We start from the raw sequence: 20,921 nt of genomic DNA, 5'->3' as shown, positions 1-20,921 counted from the left end.
TTTGCAGGATGGGCGCCTGGAACTGGATAACAACCGGAGTGAGCGGTCGATCAAACCCTTTGTCATTGGCCGCAAGAACTGGTTGTTTGCCAATACTCCGCGGGGTGCACGGGCCAGCGCTATTACTTACAGCATCATAGAAACGGCAAAGGAGAATGGGTTGAATCCTTTCCAGTACCTCAGCTATCTTTTTGAAAAACTTCCCAACCTGAACCCTAAAGACAGTAACGCCCTGGATCAGTTACTCCCCTGGTCCGATTCGCTGCCCCCTGTCTGCAGGGCTAATAAATAAGCCAGATTATGTCCCCACCTGATTGCAAGGTGGGGTTTATTTTACGCTTACGTCAAAACGGCTGAAAAAGGGGGTGGACTGGAGCAATGTTTTGGTGAAGGAGATGAAGTGCCGGCGGAAGTCCAGTGAAATGTTGATTACGCCTGTATCCTCCCGGGGAAACATGCTGATCTTTACCCGCACAACCGTGGTTCACTTCCTTCCGTTCTCGGATTTTAAAAGCTAACTCCAATTTTATCAGACTGTGGCACTTTTGCACACTTGTTCCAAAGCTATTTCTTCTACAAGAGGAAACAAAATCCTGTGAGGAAAAACAAAATAATTTACGGCTTAAACAAAAAATGCCGCTTCAAACGGCATTCATAAAAGAGTAAAGTACAGGACAGGTTAGTCGTCCTTCTATTTACCGTTATCTGGCACAGCTAAAATTGAAATACTGTCGCCGGCCAACGAACCGGGAGCTAAAGCTATGAGAATCAGCTTCCCTTCTGCTCGTTCCGGGCGTTCATTTTTTCCCTGAACCAGCGGTGAATATCGTCCAGGGCCGGGGGAGCCACATAAAATACATGGATACTGGCCGGGAACTGGACGCCGTGGTCCTCCCGGATAAAAAGCAACCCTGCTTCTTTTTCACCCAGAGTCTCGTCAATCCGGCGGGAAATATGGGCAAATCTTTTTTCGCTGGCCTCCCGGTAAAATTTACTTATGATATCAAAAGTTTTCTGGCTCATAACTACGGACAGGCAGTTGCCCCAATCCATGCTTTCGGTAAAAAGTTCCATGTCCTCGGTAGCTTCCAGGGAAGCTCCCCGGTCGCACCTCTCTTTAATTATCCTGTAGCTCTTTTCGTGGAACTTCTCCAGAATATTCAATCCTGTTTCTCCGCTTACGGCGAGGGATTCGTGGTAAATTTTCTTAACCGGCCCCATTTTCCGTTCCAGCGCGGCTAACTGCCGGTCAACCTGCTCCCAGTATGTGTTGATTTTAACGTTAAGATCTTCGGGCACCTCTCTGGGGGTGTAAATTAAAGGCACCAGGTAAATCTTCCTACCCTCCTGGAAACTGCTGACGGAAGGTTTTTCAATTTTGCCGAGCACTTCAGGCATAATATTACCTCCCCTGGGAAAAGCCTGTCCTTTTTGAATATAGCATATTCCCCGTAACTTTGGCCAGCCAGCAGGAAAAGGAACAATTCTCTTTATCCAGTAATTAAATTAAGTATCCGGAGTGAAAGCATTCTGAATTTGCAAATTATGCCCCTTAAAATTGCGCTTCATCAAGCAGGAAGTGGGGATGGGCCGGCGAAAAAGTGACCATAGTTTTCTCTTGCCGGTTCTTTGGAGGTAAGTTGCATGCTGGCCATTGTGAAAAGTACGGCTCTTTTTGGTTTAACGGGACAGGTAGTGCAGGTGGAGGTTGATGTGAGCAACGGGCTGCCTTCCTTTGATCTGGTGGGGTTGCCCGACATGGCCTGCCGGGAATCCCGGGACCGGGTGCGCGCAGCCATGAAGAATTCCGGTTTCGAGTTTCCGGCGCGGCGCATAACGGTAAATCTTGCTCCGGCCGATCTGCGCAAGGAAGGACCTCTCTATGATCTGCCCATTGCCGTGGGCATTCTGGTAGCCACCGGGCAGCTGGAACAATCCGCAGTTGACCGGTATGTATTTCTGGGGGAATTATCCTTAAACGGCCAGGTGCGGGGAGTGGCCGGCGTTCTGCCCAATGTGCTGGCTGCCCGGGAGCAGGATTTGCGGGCAGTGGTAGTGCCCCGGGACAATGCCGCCGAAGCCGCTCTGGCCAGGGAAGTGGAGGTTTATCCTGTAGAGAGCCTGGGGCAGTTGACCCGTTTTTTACGCGGGGAAGAACAAATTTCCCCCTACGAGGTGGACCCGCTGCTTTTGTTAAACCGCGGTGGAAATGGAGCCGATATGGCCGATGTGCGCGGGCAGGCTGCGGTGCGTCGGGCACTGGAGGTGGCCGCTGCCGGGGGACATAATTTGCTCATGATCGGCCCTCCCGGTTCGGGTAAAACCATGCTGGCCAGGAGACTGCCCGGCATTTTACCCGACCTTACTTTTGAGGAGGCACTGGAAATCACCAAAATATACAGCCTGGCCGGTTTACTGAAGCCCGGAGAACCCCTGGTAACGCAGCGACCCTTTCGTTCCCCCCACCATAGTGCCTCCGCGGTGGGCCTGATTGGCGGCGGCCGCCATCCGCGTCCCGGGGAGATCAGCCTTGCCCATCACGGCGTCCTTTTCCTGGATGAACTGCCGGAATTTCACCGGGATGTGCTGGAGGCCCTGCGGCAGCCCCTGGAAGACGGAGTGGTAACCATCTCCAGAGTTAGCGGGGCAGTGACCTATCCCGCCAGTCTGATGCTTGTTGCCGCTGCCAATCCCTGCCCCTGCGGTTTTCTTGGTGATCCGGCCCGGGAATGTACCTGCACTCCCTACCAGGTGCAGCGATACCTGGGGCGCATCTCCGGCCCTCTGCTGGACCGCATCGACATCCACCTGGAAGTTCCCCGGGTGGATTATGAAGACCTGGCCGGCCGGGAGCCGGGTGAGCCATCTTCGGAAATCAAAAAGCGGGTGGAAAGGGCGCGGAACATACAGCGCCAGCGCTTTGGTCCTGGCGGGACTTCCTGCAACGCCCGGATGACCCCGGCCCAGGTCCGCCGTTTTTGTTCCCTTTCCAGGGAAGCCAGGTCTCTGCTGGCATCTGTTTTCCGCCGGTTGAACTTGAGCGCCCGTTCCCATGACCGGGTGCTCAAAGTGGCCCGCACAATTGCCGATCTTGACGGGAGCGACGTCATTGACGCCGCCCACCTGGCCGAGGCGGTGCAATACCGCAGCCTGGAGGCCAGGTACTGGCCAGGTTAGAAAATGATTGCCTGCGGTTAATTCCTGGGATAAGATTATGCTGGAGCAAATTGTTAATTTATTGGAGGTGTTGGATAATGGAATGCCACGTGCAAAAAAATAAAAATCAATGCACCTGCACCTATGAACCATGTTCCCGGAAAGGAAAGTGCTGTGAGTGTATTGCTTATCACCGCAAGCACAACGAGCTGCCCGGCTGCCTGTTCCCGCCGGAAGTGGAAAAGACGTATGATCGCTCCATTTCTCGCTTTATCAGTTGTTACCGCTCCAGTTAAGGAGCTCATGTGCCTGCTCTCGTTCCCATACACCCATTTCCCGGGCTGATCCAGGCGGCCGCGAAGAGCGGGCACGTATAACCGTGTCTTTTCTGTGCCTTTTTACGGCAGGAAGCAGGGGCACCCCGTGGTTTGAAGTTAAAGCTTTGAACGAAGAACGTTTTCAGAGGGGGTGTGCTGGGTTTGGTACGCAAGCACGTTTTTATCAGCGGTAAGGTACAGGGAGTGTACTTCCGTGTCTATACCCGGGACACGGCCCAAAAACTCGGTCTGACCGGTTGGGTGCGCAATTTAAGGGATGGACGGGTGGAAGCGGTTTTTGAGGGTGATGAGGCGGCGGTAGAGCAGATGCTTGGCTGGTGCCGGGAAGGCTCACCTTCCTCCCGGGTGGAAAACGTAGAGGTCATTGATGAACCATACCGGGGGGAATTTAAGGATTTTACCATTGCTCCCACGGTATAGCCTGCAAGGACCCCCTGTTCACAGCATGGGGGTATTTTTTTAACATTTTTTTAAAATCCAAAAGGAATCCATCATATTATCGCGAAATAACAATATATATTGGGTTTATCCATAACGGGTTTAACCGGGATTGTTAAAGGGGGAATGATCATGGAAAAAGGGAGAAAAAAAATATTAATTATTGGCGGCGTGGCAGCAGGTCCGAAGGCGGCCGCCCGGGCCAGGCGCTGTGACCCCGATGCGGAAATAACCATTGTGGAAGAAGGCAGTTTTTTGTCCTATGCCGGTTGCGGGATGCCTTTTTATATCGGAGGTACGGTGGAAAGGCATGAAGAGCTTATGGCCACACCGGTGGGGGTGATCCGGGACGCGGCTTTCTTCCGCAGCGTGAAAGATATCAAAGTGCTCACCGGCACCAGGGCGGAAGCCATCGACCGGAAAAATAAAACCGTACGGGTAACCAATCTGGCAACCGGGGAAACCAGCGCTCTTCCCTACGATAAGCTGGTTCTGGCCACCGGCAGCCGGCCGGTTCGGCTGCCCGTTCCGGGGGCAGACCTGGCGGGAGTGTACACGCTGGGGAATCTGGAGGAAGCGCAGGCCATCCGCCGGGCTGTTGAACAGGGTGCCCGCAGGGTAGTTATCATTGGCGGCGGCTTAATAGGGCTGGAACTGGCCGATACTCTGGGGACAAAGGCCGAAATCGCCATTTTTGAAATGATGGACCATGTTTTATCATCCCTTTTGGACCCTGAACTCTCCATTCTTGTGGAAAAGGTCCTGCGCGGCAAAGGTGTGCAGTTGTTCCTGGGGAACAGGGTGGAACGCATTGAGGGAAATGAACAGGGTGCCGTTGCACGGGTTGTAACCACGGCCGGTTCCTTCCCCGCAGATCTGGTGGTTATTGCCGCCGGGGTAAAGCCGCGGGTGGAACTGGCTAAAGAAGCCGGGCTTGAGCTCGGGGAGACGGGAGCCATAAAAGTTAATGCGTACCTGCAGACGTCTGATCCGGATATCTATGCCGGCGGGGACTGTGTGGAAAATGTACATCTCATTTCAGGCCGGCCGGTATATACTCCCATGGGCTCTGTGGCCAACCGCCACGGCCGGGTTATTGGTGATAATGTTACCGGTGGCCGGCAATCCTTCCCCGGGGTACTGGGAACGGCCATACTTAAAGTTTTTGAGATGATTATCGGCCGCACAGGTCTTACCGAAAGCGAAGCCCGCCGCCTGGGCTACCATGTGGAGTCCTTTATCTGCTCTGCTCCCGACCGGGCCCATTTTTACCCGGGAAGCAAGCCCATAATCATCAAGCTGGTTGCTGATTCTTCCACCCGTAAGCTTCTGGGTGCCCAGATCCTGGGTCCGGGGGACGTTAACAAGCGGCTGGATGTAATGGTGGCGGCGTTGAGCATGGGGGTTACGGTGGATCAGCTGGCTGCTTTTGATCTGGCCTACGCACCTCCCTTTTCCACCGCCCTCGACCCCATTACCCATGCGGCCAACTGCCTGCGTAACAAGATTGACGGGCGGGCCAGGTCCATCAATCCCCTGGAATTGAAAAAACGTTTATCCGCAGGGGAAGAGCTCATTCTCCTGGATGTCCGTACGCCGGCCGAGTTTAACGAAGTGCGGCTGCCCGGTTCCAATGTGGTATTCATACCCCTGGGCAAGTTGCGGGAACGGGCCGCGGAGTTACCCAGAGATCGGGAGATCGTTACCTTCTGCAAGCTGAGCCTGCGGGGCTGGGAGGCCCAGACCATCCTGGAAAGCCTGGGCTTTACAAACGTGAGCTTCTTCGAAGGGGGAATTGTTGCCTGGCCTTTCGAACTTGAAACCGGACCGCGCCAGAAATAATCCTGAAAAAATAAACAGGGATGTGCCCTGTTTTACCCGTCGCTCCCAGGAGCCTGTCAACAATACGGGGTGCCCGCTTTTCCAGCGGGTACTTTTTTTGTGCCGTTTTGCGGGCAGCGGGCACCCTTGATCTTTTCGTTGCCAGTGCCGCAGGTATTCATTTATAATCTACTTGAGGTAGAAATTATGCAGAAAATGGTAAAAGAAAAGGTATGGCACTTAAAAGAAGGGAACCCGGTTCTGCAGCACATCATTTCCCGGGAACTGGGGATTTCACCTCTACTTGCCCGCCTGCTGGTCAACCGGGGAGTGCTGACGGCTGAGGATGCCCGGTTTTTTCTTCAGGGCAATATCAACCAGATGGGAAATCCTTACCTTTTGCCGGACATGCACCGGGCAGTGGAATTAATTCTTACGGCTATAGAGAAACGGAAGAATATTCTGGTTTACGGGGATTACGATGCTGACGGTGTTACAGCTACCGCCCTTATGGTTCAGGTATTAAGGCGGCTGGGTGCCCGGGTGGATTATTACATACCCCATCGCCTGGTTGAAGGTTATGGTTTGCATGAAGAGGCTGTGCACTGGGCACGGCAGTCCGGGGTAGACCTCCTCATTACCGTTGATTGCGGGATCAGCGCTAAAAAAGAAGTGGAGGCGGCTCTTGGGGCCGGCGGGCCGGAAATTATCATTACCGATCACCATCAGGTTCCGGAAGAAATACCCCCGGCAGCGGCGGTAATTAACCCGCTGCGGAAGGAATCGCTTTATCCGTTCAGAGATCTGGCCGGGGTTGGCGTAGCCCTTAAGCTGGCCCAGGCCCTTTTGGAGGCAGCGGGGGAGGGTGAAACCGCCTGGCATGATTACCTGGACCTGGCCTGTGTAGGTACGGTAGCGGATATTGTTCCTCTCCTGGGGGAGAACCGCCTTCTGGTAAAGTACGGGTTGCCAAAGCTGGCCGCTACCAGTAATCCGGGGTTTCAGGCCCTGATGCAGGCCAGCGGGGTGAAGGCGGAAAAAATAGGGGTGCGAGAGGTTGGTTTTGCCCTGGCCCCGCGCCTCAATGCTGCCGGTCGTATGGGTAATTCCCGGGTGGCTGTTGAACTGCTGCTCAGCCGTGATCCCGCAGAGGCAGAAAAGCTGGCCGCACAGCTTGATCGGGAGAACAGGGAACGTCAGCAGGTGGAGTCCCGGGTTCTGGCGGAAGCCCTGGGGATGCTGGATGCCCTGGGGCGCGACCGGGATCCGGTGGTGGTGCTGGCATCTCCCGGGTGGCATCCGGGGGTCATAGGTATTGTGGCCTCCAGGCTGGTAGATATGCTGTACCGGCCGGTGCTGCTGGTGTCCCTGGATGAAGGTCTGGGAAAAGGTTCGGGCCGCAGCATTCCCGGTTTTCACCTGTACCGGGCGCTATCCCATTGCCGTGAACACCTGCTCTCCTTCGGGGGACATGAAGGAGCAGCCGGTTTTACCCTGCCTGCCGACCGGGTGGATGGCCTGCGCCAGGCCCTCAATGATTATGCCGCCGTTGCCCTCTCACCGGACCTGTTGCAGCCCAGGCTGGAAATAGATGCCCTGGTTTCCCTGGAAGACATGACCTGTGAGCTGGTAACTGAACTGGACGGCCTTGGTCCTCACGGCCACGGTAACCCCGAGCCGTTGCTGGCCTGCTCTGGAGCGGCGGTGATAAATTGCCGGGAAGTCGGGCGGGACGGGCGTCACTTAAAACTGCTGCTGCAGGAGAAAGGGGTGGTCCGGGACGGTATTGGATTTGATCTCGCGGGCCACCTGGAAAATCTTTCGCCCGGGGAAGCAGTAGAACTGGCCTTTGTGCCTTCCCTGGATCGCTGGAACGGCGATGTGCGAGTGCAGCTGGAGATTAAGGATTTGCGCCGCAATGGCAGGTGGGAGGGGGTACAAAAACCTGGCCTTGCTCCGGATCAGGCTGGGGAGGATAATTTAATTAATCAATTAACCGGTACCTTAAAAACAATTTATAAAAAACCTTCCTTCTTCTGGCCGGAATTTATCCAGCGGATACTGGCGGTAAGTGAGCAGGAAGGACCTGCTTGCTTAAAACAAATTCCCGGGAGCCCGGGCTTTCAGCAGCCTTTTCTCCAGGTGGCCTGTCACGCGGAGGAGCCGGCGCGCAGCCTGCAGCTCCCTTTAGAGCTACCTTTTCAGGTAAAAGATTTGCGGGAGCAACCCTCCCGGCCGTCCCGGCTGGCCAGGCTGGCCGATGTACGGCAGCGTCTGCTGGTGGTTGTATCTTCAGCTCACCGGGCTGTGGAACTGGCAATGTTTTTGCGCCGGGCTTGCTACCGTTCCGGAAGGCGGGTGGCTTTCTGCCATCCCTGGCTAAGCAGCCAGCAGCGGGAAAAGCTGTGCCAGCTTTTTGCCGGGGGAGAGATCAATGTTTTGCTGACCACACCGGTTCTGGCCCTGGACCTGGCCGGTAGTGGTGCCGAAAACCTGGTAATTTATAACCTGCCCTACCACCGTGAGGAATGGGAAATCCTGCTGGCTGTTGCCCTGGTGGAAAAAATCCGGTCTCTCTGGTTGCTTTTCGGCAAAGAAGACATGCGGGAGGCCTGTTTTTACCTGGCGGCCCTGGCGCCGGATAGGGATCCCCTGGCCAGGCTGTATTCTATTTTGTCCCAAACCAGCAGTGGGAGCAACGCCCTTGCGCGTGGCCGGCGGGAGGTGGACTCAGAGGATAACTTTTCCCGCTGGCTGGCCGGTCTTTTGCGCCGCAATGGCTGCCCCTGGGCTCAGGATTTTACGGTAGCCCTGGGTTTAAAGGTTTTCTTTGAGCTGGGACTGGTAAAGTGGCGGTCTGAAAAGAGCGGGTGGCCGGTTATTATGTGCCCTGCTGGGGGGCGAAAACTGTCTTTAAGTGCATCCCCCACGTACTGCCGGTTGCACCAGCTTAAAAAAGAGGCCCTGAGCTGGCAGGAGTATGTTTTAAAAGCCCCGTTACGGGATATTATTACCGGTTGTCAACCTCAAAGGGTAATTGCCAGGTTTTGATCCGGGTTTTTGACGTTTTTCAGTCATGTAATCATGCCGGGTAGATCCACACGGGCTCTTTAATGCAGTATAATTATATTAAGGAACAGTTTTTGCTTGTACTTCAAGGGAAGTGACCTCTATGCTTCAGGGCCTGGTACACAGGGTAATTTTATATCATCCGGAGGCAGACGTATCTTTGTTGAGCAGGGCTTACCGCTTCGCGGAGGAGGCCCACCGCAACCAGAAGCGCTTTTCGGGGGAACCTTTTATTACCCACCCCGTAGCGGTGGCCAATATCCTGGCCAACCTGCAGATGGATCTGCAAACCCTGGTGGCCGGGTTGCTACATGATGTGGTGGAAGATACCGGTGTCACCCTGGAGGAAATCAAAGCTACCTTTGGAGATGAGGTAGCCCTGCTGGTAGACGGGGTAACCAAATTAAACCGCCTGGAGTACCGGTCCAAGGAGGAGCATCAGGCGGAAAGCCTGCGCAAAATGTTTTTAGCCATGGCCCAGGATATCAGGGTAATCCTGATTAAACTGGCCGACAGGCTGCATAACCTGCGCACACTTAAGTATCACAACGAAACAAAACAAAAGGAAATAGCCAGGGAAACCCTGGAGATTTACGCACCCCTGGCCCACCGCCTGGGTATATATCACCTGAAATGGGAACTGGAAGACCTGTCTTTTCGTTACCTGGAGCCGGAGAAATACTACGAGCTGGCCGAGCGGGTATCCCGGACCAGACGGAAGAGGGAGGAATATATCCAGGCGGCCATTCAGATTTTACGGCGCAAGCTGGCAGAAACAGGTATTTTTGCCGATATCCAGGGGCGCCCCAAACACCTGTACAGCATTTATAATAAAATGACCAAGCAAAATAAGGACCTCAGTGAGATTTACGATGTAATGGCCGTGCGGGTGGTTGTGGATTCGATCCGCGACTGTTATGCCGTCCTGGGTACGGTGCATACCCTGTGGAAACCCATACCCGGGCGTTTTAAAGATTACATTGCCATGCCCAAGTCAAATATGTACCAGTCCCTTCATACCACTGTTATCGGCCCGCAGGGCGAACCCCTGGAAATCCAGATCCGTACGTGGGAGATGCACCGTACGGCAGAGTACGGTATTGCCGCCCACTGGCGGTACAAGGAAGGTGGCAAAACGGACCGGGATCTGGATCAGAAACTGGCCTGGCTGCGGCAAATACTGGAGTGGCAGCGTGAGTTACGGGATGCCAGGGAGTTTATGGAAAGCCTGAAAATTGACCTCTTCTCCGACTCGGTGTTTGTTTTCACTCCCAAGGGAGATGTTCTGGAACTCCCTGCAGGATCAGTGCCCATAGATTTTGCTTACCGGGTACACACCGAGGTGGGACACCGCTGTGTAGGTGCCAGGGTTAACGGGCGCCTGGTGCCCCTTGACTACCAGCTGAAGAATGGCGATATAGTAGAGATTATCACGTCCAAAAACGCGGTGGGGCCCAGCCGGGACTGGCTGAACCTGGTAAAGACTTCCCAGGCCAAAAACCGCATACGCCAGTGGTTCAAGAGAGAACAGCGGGAGGAAAACATCAGCAGGGGGCGGGAGGCCCTGGAGCGGGAGGCCCGCAAGCATGGCGTGGATGTGGAACTGTTAAAAGGGGAGAAGATTCTCCAGTTTGGCCGGCGTTTCAACCTGACCACGGTGGAGGATGTTTATGCCGCCATAGGCGACGGGACCATTACCGCCCAGGCAGTAATCAACCGTATCAGGGAAGAAGCCAGGGCGCCTAAAGCTCCGTCTGAAGACGTCCAGCCCGGCAGGGTGAAAACTCCCTCCCAGAATGCGGAATCCGCTCCCGGAATCAAGGTTAAAGGGATGAGCAACCTTCTCATCCGCCTGGCTCATTGCTGTAACCCCATACCCGGGGATCCCATTATTGGCTATATTACCCGGGGCAGGGGGGTATCCATCCACCGGGTGGACTGCCGCAACGTGGCTTTATTCCAGCGGGGGGAAAGCAACCGCCTGGTGGAAGTATCGTGGGATGGTAATTTCCAGTCACCCTTCCTGGTTAAACTGGAAGTATCCGGAATGGACCGCGCAGGGCTTTTGAGTGATGTTATGGCCATTTTAAGCGAACTGAAGATCAGCGCCAACTGGGTAAATGCCCGGGGGCTGAAAAACCGGCAGGCGGTTATTGAGCTGCTTCTGGAATTGAGAAGCAAGGAGCAACTTGACTTAATCATCAGCCGCATTAACAGGGTCAGGGACATTTACGAAGTCAGGCGTACAAGTTGATAACTTTGCCGCTTTTCGAAATGCCTTCCGGCTTTAAAGCACCCTTTAACCCCCGGTTAAAGGGGGAAAAGAGGGTTTCTTTTTTCTTGCGCATAGAATTGTTTAATTGAGGAGGTTTTTTATGCATGTTCTGGTTACCGGCGGGGCCGGTTATATCGGCAGTCATACAGTCAAGGAACTGCTCCGGGCGGGTTATAAAGTAACAGTGCTGGACAACCTTTTCCGGGGACACCGGAGTGCTATGCAGCTTCTCCGCGGGGCGGATTTCATCCAGGGGGACATTGCCGACCGGGAACTGGTGGTGGAACTGCTGAAAAATCGTGACATTCGGGCTGTTATGCATTTTGCCGCTTTGAGCCTGGTGGGCGAATCGGTAGCCAACCCGTCCCTCTACTATCAGAACAACGTAATCAAGGGTCTTGCTTTACTGGAGGCGGTGCGGGAAGCGGGAGTGCCTTATTTCATTTTCTCCTCCACTGCGGCCGTGTACGGCGAGCCGGAACAGGTGCCCATTGAAGAGAACCATGCCCTGCGGCCCACCAATCCCTACGGGGCCACCAAGCTGGCATTTGAAGAAGCGCTGCGCTGGTACGATAAAGCTTATGGCATAAAATATATCTGCCTGCGCTATTTTAATGCAACCGGAGCTGATCCCGATGGCGAACTGGGAGAAGATCACCGGCCGGAGACCCACCTCATTCCCCTGGTGCTGAAGGCAGCCCTGGGGATATATCCCGGGGTGACCGTTTTCGGGACCGATTATCCCACGCCTGACGGGACCTGCGTGCGGGACTATATTCATGTTACCGACCTGGCGGCAGCCCATGTGCTGGCCCTGCAGGCCCTGGAAGGCGGCCTCCCTTCCGCCGTGTATAATTTGGGAAATGAGCGGGGTTACTCGGTTCGGGAAGTAATAGAGGTTGCTTGTCGGGTAACCGGCCGCAATATCCCGGTAAAGGAGGGTGACCGGCGTCCGGGTGATCCGGCCGTGCTGGTGGCTTCTTCGCGGCGGATAAGGAAAGAGCTGGGGTGGCGCCCGCGTTACGGGGACCTGGAAACCATCATCGGCACAGCCTGGGAATGGTACCGGTTGCACCCGGAAGGTTATGAAAATTAAAGGTCCTGGCTTATTGAATCCCCAACCTGCCTGATGTAAACTGTATCCAGGATATTACCGCAAGCATGAATTTATCAAAGGTGGGAAATGGTGAAAGAGGGAAGGAAACATGCGGGCAGTGGTACAACGGGTAACCAGGGGGTCAGTTACGGTAAATGGAGAACGGGTGGCGGCTATAGGGCCCGGGCTGGTGGTACTGCTGGGGGTCGGGCGGGATGATGGGGTGGATGATGCCCGTTACCTGGCGCAAAAGGTGGCCCGGCTGCGCATTTTTGAAGACAGCCAGGGCAAAATGAATCGTTCGGTCCTGGAGGCAGGGGGAGAAATGCTTGTCGTGTCCCAGTTTACCCTTTACGGTGACTGCCGGCAGGGCAGGCGGCCCGGCTTTGACCGGGCAGCCAGGCCGGAGCAGGCCCGGGAGCTGTACGAATTTTTTGTCAGCCTGCTGAGGAACGAAGGTCTGGTAGTGTTCACCGGTGTTTTTGGTGCCAGCATGCAGGTGGAAATTATTAACGACGGGCCGGTGACCCTGCTCCTGGATAGCAAAAAGGAGTTTTAAAGTAAAATGTATTCTTAAAAAGATTAAGGAGGTATGTCCTTTGATTCTGGAGGGTTTTCCCGTCGGGTCAATGGAAGCCAACTGCTACATTATCGGCTGTCCGGAAACAAAGGAGGCTGCCGTGGTGGATCCCGGGGCCGAGGGGGGGCGTATTTTACGCCGTCTGGAGCAACTGGAGCTGAAATGCCGCTACATAATTTTAACTCACGGCCATATTGACCATATTGGCGCTCTGGGACAGGTCAGGGAAGCTACGGGCGCCCGGGTGCTCATCCACCGGGATGATGCTCACATGCTCACCAGCTCCGGCAGCAACCTCTCCCTTTACATGGGCCTTTCCGTTACCTACCCTCCTGCGGACCGTCTTCTGGAGGATGGGGATACGATCAGTATAGGCAAGCTGACCCTGCGGGTTATTCACACTCCGGGCCACACTCCCGGCGGTATTTGCCTGGAGGCTGGAGATAGCTTGATTACCGGAGATACCCTTTTTGCGGGGTCGGTGGGCCGTTCCGATTTTCCCGGGGGCAATCACCAGCAACTGATCCAGTCGATTAAAGAGAAGCTTCTGGTCTACCCGCCGGAAACCAGGGTACTGCCCGGTCACGGTCCATCTTCCACCATTGGTGACGAAGCCAGGTATAACCCTTTCCTGAACGATAGATGGTAATGTTAGCGGCCGGAATTCCGGCTTTTTTTTCTTATCCTCAGGTAAAAAGGGAGTGGGTTTGATGCTGGATATCCATATAACCGGGTTTTTCCTCCCGGGATAATACAGGGAGGGTGATAAACATGGTGGTACCCCTGCCGGGTATGCTTTTTACCGTAATTTCACCCTTATGATTATGTATTATCTGCCTGGCAATGAACAGTCCCAGGCCTGTACCGGATGCTTTGGTGGTATAAAAGGGTTCGAAGATGTTTTCAAGAACAGGTTCCTCTATACCGGTTCCCGTGTCGGAAATGGCAATATAAAGTTTCCGGTTATCACAACAAGCCCTGATGGTTATCTCGCCACCGTCGGGCATGGCTTCCAGCGAGTTTTTGATAATATTGATCAGTACCTCTTTAATTTGTTTGGGGTCTATCAAAAGTGGAGGCAGGTTTTTGGGGATAACCATTTTTAGAGAAATATTTTTAAGGGCAGCTTCACTTTCCATAAGCATGGAAACTTCCGTGAGCAGTTTTTGGGGAGCATAGATTTTCCGGCAGGAGTTGTTACCGGGCTGGGCCAGGTGCAGGTAATTGGTAATAATGTTATTGGCGTGGTCTATGGCTTCCAGCATTAGATCAAGGTATTCCTGCCGGCTGGAATCATACTGCTTCTCTTTTAAAAGCTGAAGAAATCCTCTTATGGTGGTCAGCGAGTTTTTTATCTCGTGTACCACCTGTGCCGCCAGCTGACCCATAATGGCCAGCTTTTCAATTCCCGTTTGGACACTATCCAAAATTTCTTACCCTCCTTTCTTCCTCATCTGTTAATCTTTTCTCTTTCTGGTTCATTCAATCCTGCCAATGTCGTGAAAATGAGAACTATGTCACATAAGTAACAATTTTGTATTTTGTGGCAAGCAGGAAGAATCGCAACAAACAAAGAAGATCCCTCTTGGGGAGTATGTACATGGAAAGGGGGAGGTTGTTATGCTGGTTATTCCTGCCCTGCCGGGAGAACACAACCTGAAGGATTATATCCGGGCCAGGGAAGAGTTTAGTTTTCAGAGTGTTGAAAAGGAGTTCAGCTGGTCCACTACCGGGAGAGTAAATATCGTTTATGAGGCTGTGGACCGCCATGTGGAAGATGGATATGGCCAGCAAGTGGCCCTTTACTTCGAAGCGGGTGCGAGACGGGAGGAATATACTTTTAGCCGGTTACAGCATGAATCTTCCCGTTTTGCTGCGGTCCTGAAAAAGTACGGCCTGCAGAAGGGCGACCGGTTGGGAATATTTATGCCCCGCAGCCCGGAACTCTATATCAGCTTTCTGGGGGCTGCCCGGCTGGGTGTAGTGGTGGTTCCCCTTTTTGAAGCTTTCATGGCCGAAGCCCTTAAGGATCGCCTGGGAGATTGCCAGGCGGTGGCTGTGGTAACCACGCCCGAGCTTTTCCCACGCCTGCCCCTGGCACAGTTGCCGGCTTTGAAGCATGTTTTTGTGGTGGGAGAAGATATACCGGCCGGTACGGTGGACTGGCATGCGGAGATGTCGCGGGTTGAAGGAACTCCCTCCATGGAATGGGTGGGCCGGGAACACCCTTTGTTTATCCTTTATGCTTCCGGAGCCGATGGACGGGCGCGGGGATTGGTCCATGTGCACAACATTATGGTCGGTCTATTAATTACCGCCCGCTGGGTACACGACCTGCGTCCGGACGATATTTACTGGTGTACTGCGGACCCGGGTTGGATTACCGGCATTGCTTACGGTTTTCTGGCTCCCTGGCTGCTCCGGGTTCCGGTGGTGGTAAGGGGAGGCCGGTTTAATGCCGAGGACTGGTGTGCCACCCTGGCCAGGTACAGGGTGTCGGTCTGGTACAGCGCTCCCACGGCCTTCCGCATGATCATGTCTGCCGGCGACGAACTTTTGTCCAGGTATGATTTAAGCCGCCTGCGCCATATCCTGAGCGTGGGCGAGCCCCTTACGCAAGAGGTTATGGAATGGAGCCTGGAAAAGCTGGGGCTTCCCATCTATGATACCTGGTGGATGAGCGAGACGGGGATGAATATGATCTGCAATTACCGCTGCATGCCGGTTAAGGTTGGCTCCATTGGCCTTCCATTTCCGGGAATAGAGGCGGCCGTAGTGGATGATGAGGGCCGGGAGCTGCCCCCGGGCAGGATCGGCAACCTGGCCATTCGTGCCGGCTGGCCGGCCCAGTTCCGGGCGGTATGGAATGACCCGGCGCGTTATGAAGAATATTTCCGCCACCGGCCCTGGTTTATTTCGGGGGATGCCGCTTACCGGGACGAGGAGGGTTACTTTTACTTCCAGGGGCGCCTGGATGGTGTCATAAATACCTCCGGTGAACGGGTGGGTCCCGCGGAGGTGGAAAGAAAACTGGAGGAGCACCCGGCGGTAGCCCGGGCCGGGGTGGCCGGAAAACCCGATAAATTGCGGGGAGAAATTGTTAAAGCCTACATTGTTCTCAATCCCGGTTATACCTGGTCGGATGAGCTGGCCGGGGAATTAAGGGAATTTGTCAGGACTGGCCTGGCGGCCCATGCCGCTCCCCGGGAATTTGAAGTCAGGGAAGCCATTCCCCTGACCAGGGACGGCCGGGTGGACCGCCGTGTATTAAGAGAGTGGGTTCTGGGTTTAAACAGGGGGTAGACAGGAATCCGGGGTATTGCCGGAGAATAAGCACTTCCAAAATATTTTTCGGGGGTGCGGTTTTTGGCTCAGAAAATGATTGCCGTATACGGCGCCAGGGAAGGTAGCGGCAAGACTGTGGTGGCCCGGGAACTGGCCGGCGCTTTTTGCCTGCGGGGGAAAAAAACTCTGCTGGTGGATATGGTGCTAGGGGAAGGGCGGCTCAGCCGCGCACTGGGTTTGTCGCCCGAGCCCAACCTGGGGCAGTGGCTCCAGCAAATAAATAAGCGGTTAAAAGAGGGCCAGCCCTATTTCAGACTGCGATTTTCCCCGGAGGAGGTAGCCTCTTATGTTCAGCACCACTATACCGGGCTGGACGTTCTGGCCACCAGCCCCGTGGATTTCCCCGGACAGGCAGCGGCAATGGTGGAAGTGGTGGTCACCCATTTGAGGAAACTGCCCCATGAGGTAATTATCTTCGACACCCGCTCCGGTGTCCGGGAATATATTCTGCGTATCCTATCCATGGCGGACGTGGTTCTTCTGGTGGAAGACGGGTACCACTATCATCTTCAGCATGTAGCCGGGGTTCTGGAACGCCTGCGGGAAAATGGGGTGAAAACGGAACATTTTCAGTTGCTGTACAACCGCATGCCTTCCGTGGTGGATGAACCCCCCGGGGAAGCAGCACTTGATTTGGGGCTACCCCTGGCGGGGGTTCTGCCCGAGCATCCGGAATTGCGGCAAATGCGGGGTGAAGCGGGGTTTTTATCCCGCGATCTGGTGGATCAATTTACCCGGGCTATGGACGAACTGGTGGACCGCCTTGAAAAAAGTTGACAAAACTTTTCCTTTTGCATACAATGAAGGTCAGGAGTTACGGGAAGATGCACTCCCGTCCGGGCAAGGGCGGGAGTTTATTCTGTTTTTGGATTTAAGGTAAAACTTGATGGGAGGGAAAGCCCATGTTAACCACCCGGCCCCGGGGAACCAGTGATATACTACCCGGCGAGGTTGAAAAGTGGCAGTACCTGGAGCAGGTGATCCACCGTCTTTGCCGGGAGTACGGGTATTCTGAGATCCGGACGCCGATTTTTGAACATACGGAGCTTTTTGAACGGGGTGTGGGTGAAACTACCGACATTGTTCAAAAGGAAATGTACACTTTCCTGGACCGTGGCGGGCGCAGCATCACTTTGAGACCGGAAGGTACCGCCGCGGTAGTTCGGGCCTACCTGGAAAACAAGCTGTATGCCGGTCCCCAGCCGGTGAAACTTTATTATACCGGTCCCATGTTTCGTTATGACCGGCCCCAGGCGGGGCGTTACCGGCAATTTAACCAGTTTGGGGTAGAAGTCCTGGGCTCCCATGATCCAGCGCTGGATGCGGAAGTAATAGCCATGGCCATGGACTTTTACGGCCGGCTGGGTTTAAAAAACCTGAACCTGCTCATTAACAGTGTGGGTTGCCCCCGTTGCCGGCCGGTATTACGGGAGAAACTGCAGGACTTTTTCCGGGCCCGGGTGGACAGGCTGTGTTCCCACTGCCGGGGTCGGCTGGAACGCAATCCCCTGCGCATTCTGGATTGTAAGGAGGAGCGGTGTCGTGAGGCGGGGAAGGATGCTCCCACTTCCCTGGATTACCTCTGCCCCGATTGCGAGGCCCATTTTCAGGCCGTGTTAAAGCAGCTGGAAAAGCTGGGGGTTGCCTTCACGGTGGACCGCAGCCTGGTGCGCGGGCTGGACTATTATACGAATACAGCTTTCGAGATAACGGTCCAGGGTATTGGAGCTCAGAACTCCATTGGCGGGGGAGGGCGTTATAACGGCCTGGTCAAGGAGTGCGGCGGCCCCGATATTCCGGGAATTGGCTTTGCCCTCGGCCTGGAGCGCGTTCTTCTCACCATGGAACAGCAGGGTATTGTAATCCCCCGGCCCCCAAAACTGGATGTATTCCTGGCTACAGCCGACGAAGCGGCCCGGGACCGGGCCCTGGTTCTGGTTCAGAGGTTACGGCAGGAGGGGCTGGCGGTGGATATGGATTACCTGGGGCGCAGCTTAAAGTCCCAGATGAAATATGCCGGCAAGCTCGGGGTTGGCCTGGTGGTCATTCTGGGCAGCGACGAGCTTGAACGCGGGGTGGTTACCCTGCGGGATATGTCTGCGGGCAGTCAGAGGGAGATCCCCCTGGACCGCCTGGCGGGGGAAGTCAGGCAGCATGGTCTAAAGCACGTTTCTGGTGAAGGTAAGTACGGGAGTTGAAAGGGTTTGAATCTGCGCCGGGAAGCCGGATTCAGGTAGAAGAAGGATGAATCCGTGGGTGCTACGGGCTGGACCGGCAGAAATCTACAGTACAGGCAAAGGGGAGTATGACGGCATGATCGAGACAATGCAAGGTTGGAAACGTACCCATCACTGCGGCCTGCTGCGCCGTGAGCATGCCGGCCAGACAGTGGTTTTGATGGGCTGGGTGCAGCGACGCCGGGATCACGGGGGCTTGATCTTTATTGACCTGCGGGACCGTTCCGGCCTGGTACAGGTGGTCTTCAGCCCGGACCGCGCCGGCCAGGCTTTTATAAAAGCCGGGGCCGTACGCAGTGAGTACGTCCTGGCTGTGGTCGGACAGGTGGAGGTACGTCCTGAAGGTACGGAAAACCCCAATCTGGCCACCGGTGAAGTTGAAGTGGTGGCCCGCGACATGCGTATCTTGAATTCAGCTAAAACCCCACCTTTTTACATTGAAGATGGGGTGGATGTGGACGAAAATGTGCGTCTCCGCTACCGTTACCTGGATCTGAGGCGACCGGAAATGCAGCAGGCCCTCATTTTAAGACACCGGGCGGCCAAGGCGGTGCGGGATTTTCTGGACAGGCATGGTTTTCTGGAAATAGAAACTCCCATGTTAACCCGGAGTACCCCTGAAGGTGCCCGGGATTTCCTGGTACCCAGCCGTTTGAACCCGGGGCGTTTTTACGCCCTTCCCCAGTCCCCCCAGCTTTTCAAGCAGATATTGATGGTATCCGGTATGGAGCGCTATTTTCAAATTACCCGCTGTTTCCGGGATGAAGATTTGCGGGCTGACCGCCAGCCCGAATTTACCCAGATCGATATTGAGATGTCCTTTGTGGATGTGGATGATGTCCTGGAACTGATGGAAGAGATGATAGCCTATCTGTTCCAGGAGACCATCGGCGTACATGTGCCCCGGCCGTTTCCGCGCCTTTCCTATCAGGAAGCAATGGACCGTTTTGGCACCGACAAACCCGATACGCGCTTTGGTATGGAATTAAAGGACATTACCGATATTGCAGCCGGGTGTGGCTTCAGGGTTTTCGCTTCGGCGGTGGAAGCCGGGGGACAGGTCAAAGGGATCAACGCCAGGGGGTGCGCCAATTTCAGCCGTAAGGATATCGATGATCTAACCGCCTATGTGGCCAATTACCGCGCCCGGGGACTGGCGTACCTTTTTGTTACCCCGGAAGGGGTTAAATCACCCATTGCCAAGTTTTTTACCGGTGAGGAAATCGAGGCCATCCTGAAGCGCCTGGAAGCTGAACCCGGAGATCTGCTGCTTTTTGTGGCGGACCAGCCGGCGGTGGTGGCCGCATCCCTGGGGGCTTTACGCCTGCACCTGGCCCGGCGCCTGGACCTGATTCCCGGGGATACTTTTAACTTCCTCTGGGTGGTTGACTTTCCCCTCCTGGAATATGATGAGGAGGAAAAACGTTTCGTTGCCGTTCACCACCCCTTCACTTCCCCCCGGGAGGAAGATATACCCCTCCTGAAAACGGAGCCGGCACGGGTACGCGCCCGGGCGTACGACCTGGTTCTCAATGGCACGGAGGTAGGTGGGGGCAGTATCCGTATTCACCGCCGGGACGTGCAGGAAATGATGTTTGCCGCCATAGGACTGAGCCCCGAAGAAGCCCGGGAAAAGTTCGGGTTTATGCTGGAAGCTTTTGAATACGGTACGCCTCCCCACGGCGGCATCGCCTTTGGTTTCGACCGGCTGGTTATGCTTATGGCCGGAAAGAAGACCATCCGGGATGTGATTGCCTTTCCCAAAACCCAGAGCGCCACAGATCTGATGACCCAGGCACCCGGGGAGGTTTCCCCGGAGCAATTAAGGGAACTGCATATTCGTCTTCACCTGCCGCCGGTCAGGGCAAAACAGAAGTAAAAGTAATAAAAGTGGTAAGGTAGATGGCGTGATACCCTTGCCAAAGGCTGCGGTTTGTGTTAACATAATAGCTGCAAAGGCAATTACCCTGCTGTGTGCGTGAACTCCTTGAAGTTTTGAGCCAACACCTATACAAAGGGAGCCCGGGCTCTGGCTGTGGCTTGTATGCCTCGTCAGGAGGACACAAAAAGCAGCCAGGAGGGCACCCACCTTGTGAGACCGGGTTCAAGAAACTTGAGGGTTCACGGCATAAGTGGGGTCCCTGTAAAGTTTCCTTTAAGGTTTCCGGCTCCGCAAGCCGGAAACCTTTTCTCATGTTCAGGAGGTTTGTAGCAGTTACCAACAGGCCAACAAATATTGACAAAATATAACAAAACAGTTATTATAAAATTATGGAACTATTAACCATCAGTAAAGCGGTAAAGAAATTGGGCGTTCATCCGAACAGCTTGCGCAACTGGGAGAAGCGCGGTTTAATCAAGCCCGTCCGTCTGCCTGGAGGCCAGCGCCGGTACTCTATGGACGAACTTAACAGGCTGCTGCAGTCCGGTCAGTTGACTGACGGGCAGGAATCAGTTGTGCTCTATGCCAGGGTATCCACTAAAAAGCAGGCTGACGCAGGCAATCTGGACCGGCAGATCGAACGGCTGCGGCAGTACGCCCGGGAAAACGGATTTACCGTCAGGG

The 20,921-nt window shown here is 54.7% G+C and carries 18 protein-coding genes and 1 other RNA gene; 16 read left to right on the top strand and 3 right to left on the bottom strand.

Annotation, left to right across the window (positions count from 1 at the left end):
- The coding region (locus BR83_RS0113190) for a transposase domain-containing protein (protein WP_027356148.1) at nt 1-292 on the top strand (292 nt) is incomplete at its 5' end.
- Between the two features lie 36 nt (nt 293-328).
- Here the strand turns inward: BR83_RS0113190 and BR83_RS17220 are convergent.
- Together BR83_RS17220 and BR83_RS16035 are read right to left on the bottom strand one after the other, a co-directional pair.
- Nucleotides 329-475: a hypothetical protein gene (locus BR83_RS17220; RefSeq protein ID WP_157833025.1), complete on the bottom strand. Its 147-nt coding sequence runs from the start codon at nt 473-475 to the stop codon at nt 329-331.
- Nucleotides 476-768: 293 nt separating this feature from the next.
- A complete protein-coding gene (locus tag BR83_RS16035) occupies nt 769-1,398 on the bottom strand; it encodes a hypothetical protein (RefSeq protein ID WP_051618255.1) in 630 nt (209 codons plus the stop codon).
- Nucleotides 1,399-1,644: 246 nt separating this feature from the next.
- Here BR83_RS16035 and BR83_RS0113175 point away from each other — a divergent pair, with 246 nt between their 5' ends.
- From BR83_RS0113175 to BR83_RS0113125, 9 genes are all read left to right on the top strand, one after another.
- A complete protein-coding gene (locus BR83_RS0113175; protein WP_027357462.1) occupies nt 1,645-3,177 on the top strand; it encodes a YifB family Mg chelatase-like AAA ATPase in 1,533 nt (510 codons plus the stop codon).
- A gap of 77 nt (nt 3,178-3,254) precedes the next feature.
- Nucleotides 3,255-3,452 carry a DUF6485 family protein gene (locus BR83_RS0113170; protein ID WP_027357461.1) on the top strand — a complete coding sequence of 66 codons (198 nt, stop codon included), beginning with the start codon at nt 3,255-3,257 and terminating at the stop codon, nt 3,450-3,452.
- A gap of 174 nt (nt 3,453-3,626) precedes the next feature.
- Nucleotides 3,627-3,914, top strand: a complete 288-nt coding sequence (locus BR83_RS0113165) for an acylphosphatase (RefSeq protein WP_034635505.1) — start codon at nt 3,627-3,629, stop codon at nt 3,912-3,914.
- 150 nt (nt 3,915-4,064) lie between these two features.
- Nucleotides 4,065-5,774, top strand: a complete 1,710-nt coding sequence (locus tag BR83_RS0113160; protein WP_027357459.1) for an FAD-dependent oxidoreductase — start codon at nt 4,065-4,067, stop codon at nt 5,772-5,774.
- A 186-nt stretch (nt 5,775-5,960) separates the two neighbouring features.
- Complete coding sequence (gene recJ, locus BR83_RS16030) at nt 5,961-8,804, top strand: single-stranded-DNA-specific exonuclease RecJ (RefSeq protein ID WP_157833024.1); 2,844 nt, start codon at nt 5,961-5,963, stop codon at nt 8,802-8,804.
- 121 nt (nt 8,805-8,925) lie between these two features.
- A complete protein-coding gene (locus BR83_RS0113145) occupies nt 8,926-11,076 on the top strand; it encodes a RelA/SpoT family protein (RefSeq protein ID WP_034635503.1) in 2,151 nt (716 codons plus the stop codon).
- 121 nt (nt 11,077-11,197) lie between these two features.
- Nucleotides 11,198-12,193: a UDP-glucose 4-epimerase GalE gene (galE, locus tag BR83_RS0113135; protein ID WP_027357457.1), complete on the top strand. Its 996-nt coding sequence runs from the start codon at nt 11,198-11,200 to the stop codon at nt 12,191-12,193.
- Between the two features lie 109 nt (nt 12,194-12,302).
- Nucleotides 12,303-12,752: a D-aminoacyl-tRNA deacylase gene (gene dtd, locus BR83_RS0113130; RefSeq protein WP_027357456.1), complete on the top strand. Its 450-nt coding sequence runs from the start codon at nt 12,303-12,305 to the stop codon at nt 12,750-12,752.
- 40 nt (nt 12,753-12,792) lie between these two features.
- Nucleotides 12,793-13,422: an MBL fold metallo-hydrolase gene (locus BR83_RS0113125; protein WP_027357455.1), complete on the top strand. Its 630-nt coding sequence runs from the start codon at nt 12,793-12,795 to the stop codon at nt 13,420-13,422.
- 37 nt (nt 13,423-13,459) lie between these two features.
- On the opposite strand, the gene BR83_RS16025 is transcribed toward BR83_RS0113125, so the two are convergent.
- Nucleotides 13,460-14,200, bottom strand: coding sequence for a two-component system sensor histidine kinase NtrB (locus tag BR83_RS16025; protein WP_051618251.1), 741 nt, complete (start codon nt 14,198-14,200; stop codon nt 13,460-13,462).
- Between the two features lie 193 nt (nt 14,201-14,393).
- On the opposite strand from BR83_RS16025, the gene acsA reads away from it, so the two are divergent.
- The 6 genes from acsA to BR83_RS16015 all read left to right on the top strand — a co-directional run.
- The gene (gene acsA, locus BR83_RS0113115; RefSeq protein ID WP_027357454.1) at nt 14,394-16,076 is read left to right on the top strand and encodes an acetate--CoA ligase; all 1,683 of its coding nucleotides are present in this window, start codon (nt 14,394-14,396) and stop codon (nt 16,074-16,076) included.
- A 63-nt stretch (nt 16,077-16,139) separates the two neighbouring features.
- Nucleotides 16,140-16,895 (top strand): AAA family ATPase, encoded by a 756-nt coding sequence (locus BR83_RS0113110; RefSeq protein ID WP_027357453.1) that lies wholly within the window; start codon nt 16,140-16,142, stop codon nt 16,893-16,895.
- Between the two features lie 125 nt (nt 16,896-17,020).
- Nucleotides 17,021-18,316, top strand: a complete 1,296-nt coding sequence (gene hisS, locus BR83_RS16020) for a histidine--tRNA ligase (RefSeq protein ID WP_051618249.1) — start codon at nt 17,021-17,023, stop codon at nt 18,314-18,316.
- 115 nt (nt 18,317-18,431) lie between these two features.
- Nucleotides 18,432-20,234 (top strand): aspartate--tRNA ligase, encoded by a 1,803-nt coding sequence (aspS, locus tag BR83_RS0113095; protein WP_027357452.1) that lies wholly within the window; start codon nt 18,432-18,434, stop codon nt 20,232-20,234.
- Between the two features lie 82 nt (nt 20,235-20,316).
- Nucleotides 20,317-20,498, top strand: a non-coding RNA gene (gene ssrS / locus BR83_RS16805) — 6S RNA.
- Between the two features lie 164 nt (nt 20,499-20,662).
- Nucleotides 20,663-20,921 (top strand): MerR family DNA-binding transcriptional regulator (locus BR83_RS16015; protein WP_242839680.1); only part of this gene is annotated, 259 nt, incomplete at its 3' end.

Origin of the sequence: Desulfofundulus thermocisternus DSM 10259, assembly GCF_000686645.1 — a bacterium.
GTDB classification, from domain to species: Bacteria; Bacillota; Desulfotomaculia; order Desulfotomaculales; family Desulfovirgulaceae; genus Desulfofundulus; species Desulfofundulus australicus.
The sequence above is the reverse complement of the archived record's forward strand: the minus strand, read 5'-3'. Positions and strand labels throughout refer to the sequence as shown.

What these genes read in the sequence shown, in the direction of transcription:
- dtd (WP_027357456.1), top strand. Translation starts at nt 12,303, where the DNA reads ATGCGGGCAGTGGTACAACGGGTAACCAGGGGGTCAGTTACGGTAAAT.
- BR83_RS16035 (WP_051618255.1), bottom strand. Translation starts at nt 1,398, where the DNA reads ATGCCTGAAGTGCTCGGCAAAATTGAAAAACCTTCCGTCAGCAGTTTC.
- BR83_RS0113160 (WP_027357459.1), top strand. Translation starts at nt 4,065, where the DNA reads ATGGAAAAAGGGAGAAAAAAAATATTAATTATTGGCGGCGTGGCAGCA.
- aspS (WP_027357452.1), top strand. Translation starts at nt 18,432, where the DNA reads ATGATCGAGACAATGCAAGGTTGGAAACGTACCCATCACTGCGGCCTG.
- galE (WP_027357457.1), top strand. Translation starts at nt 11,198, where the DNA reads ATGCATGTTCTGGTTACCGGCGGGGCCGGTTATATCGGCAGTCATACA.
- BR83_RS0113145 (WP_034635503.1), top strand. Translation starts at nt 8,926, where the DNA reads ATGCTTCAGGGCCTGGTACACAGGGTAATTTTATATCATCCGGAGGCA.
- recJ (WP_157833024.1), top strand. Translation starts at nt 5,961, where the DNA reads ATGCAGAAAATGGTAAAAGAAAAGGTATGGCACTTAAAAGAAGGGAAC.
- hisS (WP_051618249.1), top strand. Translation starts at nt 17,021, where the DNA reads ATGTTAACCACCCGGCCCCGGGGAACCAGTGATATACTACCCGGCGAG.
- BR83_RS0113175 (WP_027357462.1), top strand. Translation starts at nt 1,645, where the DNA reads ATGCTGGCCATTGTGAAAAGTACGGCTCTTTTTGGTTTAACGGGACAG.
- acsA (WP_027357454.1), top strand. Translation starts at nt 14,394, where the DNA reads ATGCTGGTTATTCCTGCCCTGCCGGGAGAACACAACCTGAAGGATTAT.
- BR83_RS0113170 (WP_027357461.1), top strand. Translation starts at nt 3,255, where the DNA reads ATGGAATGCCACGTGCAAAAAAATAAAAATCAATGCACCTGCACCTAT.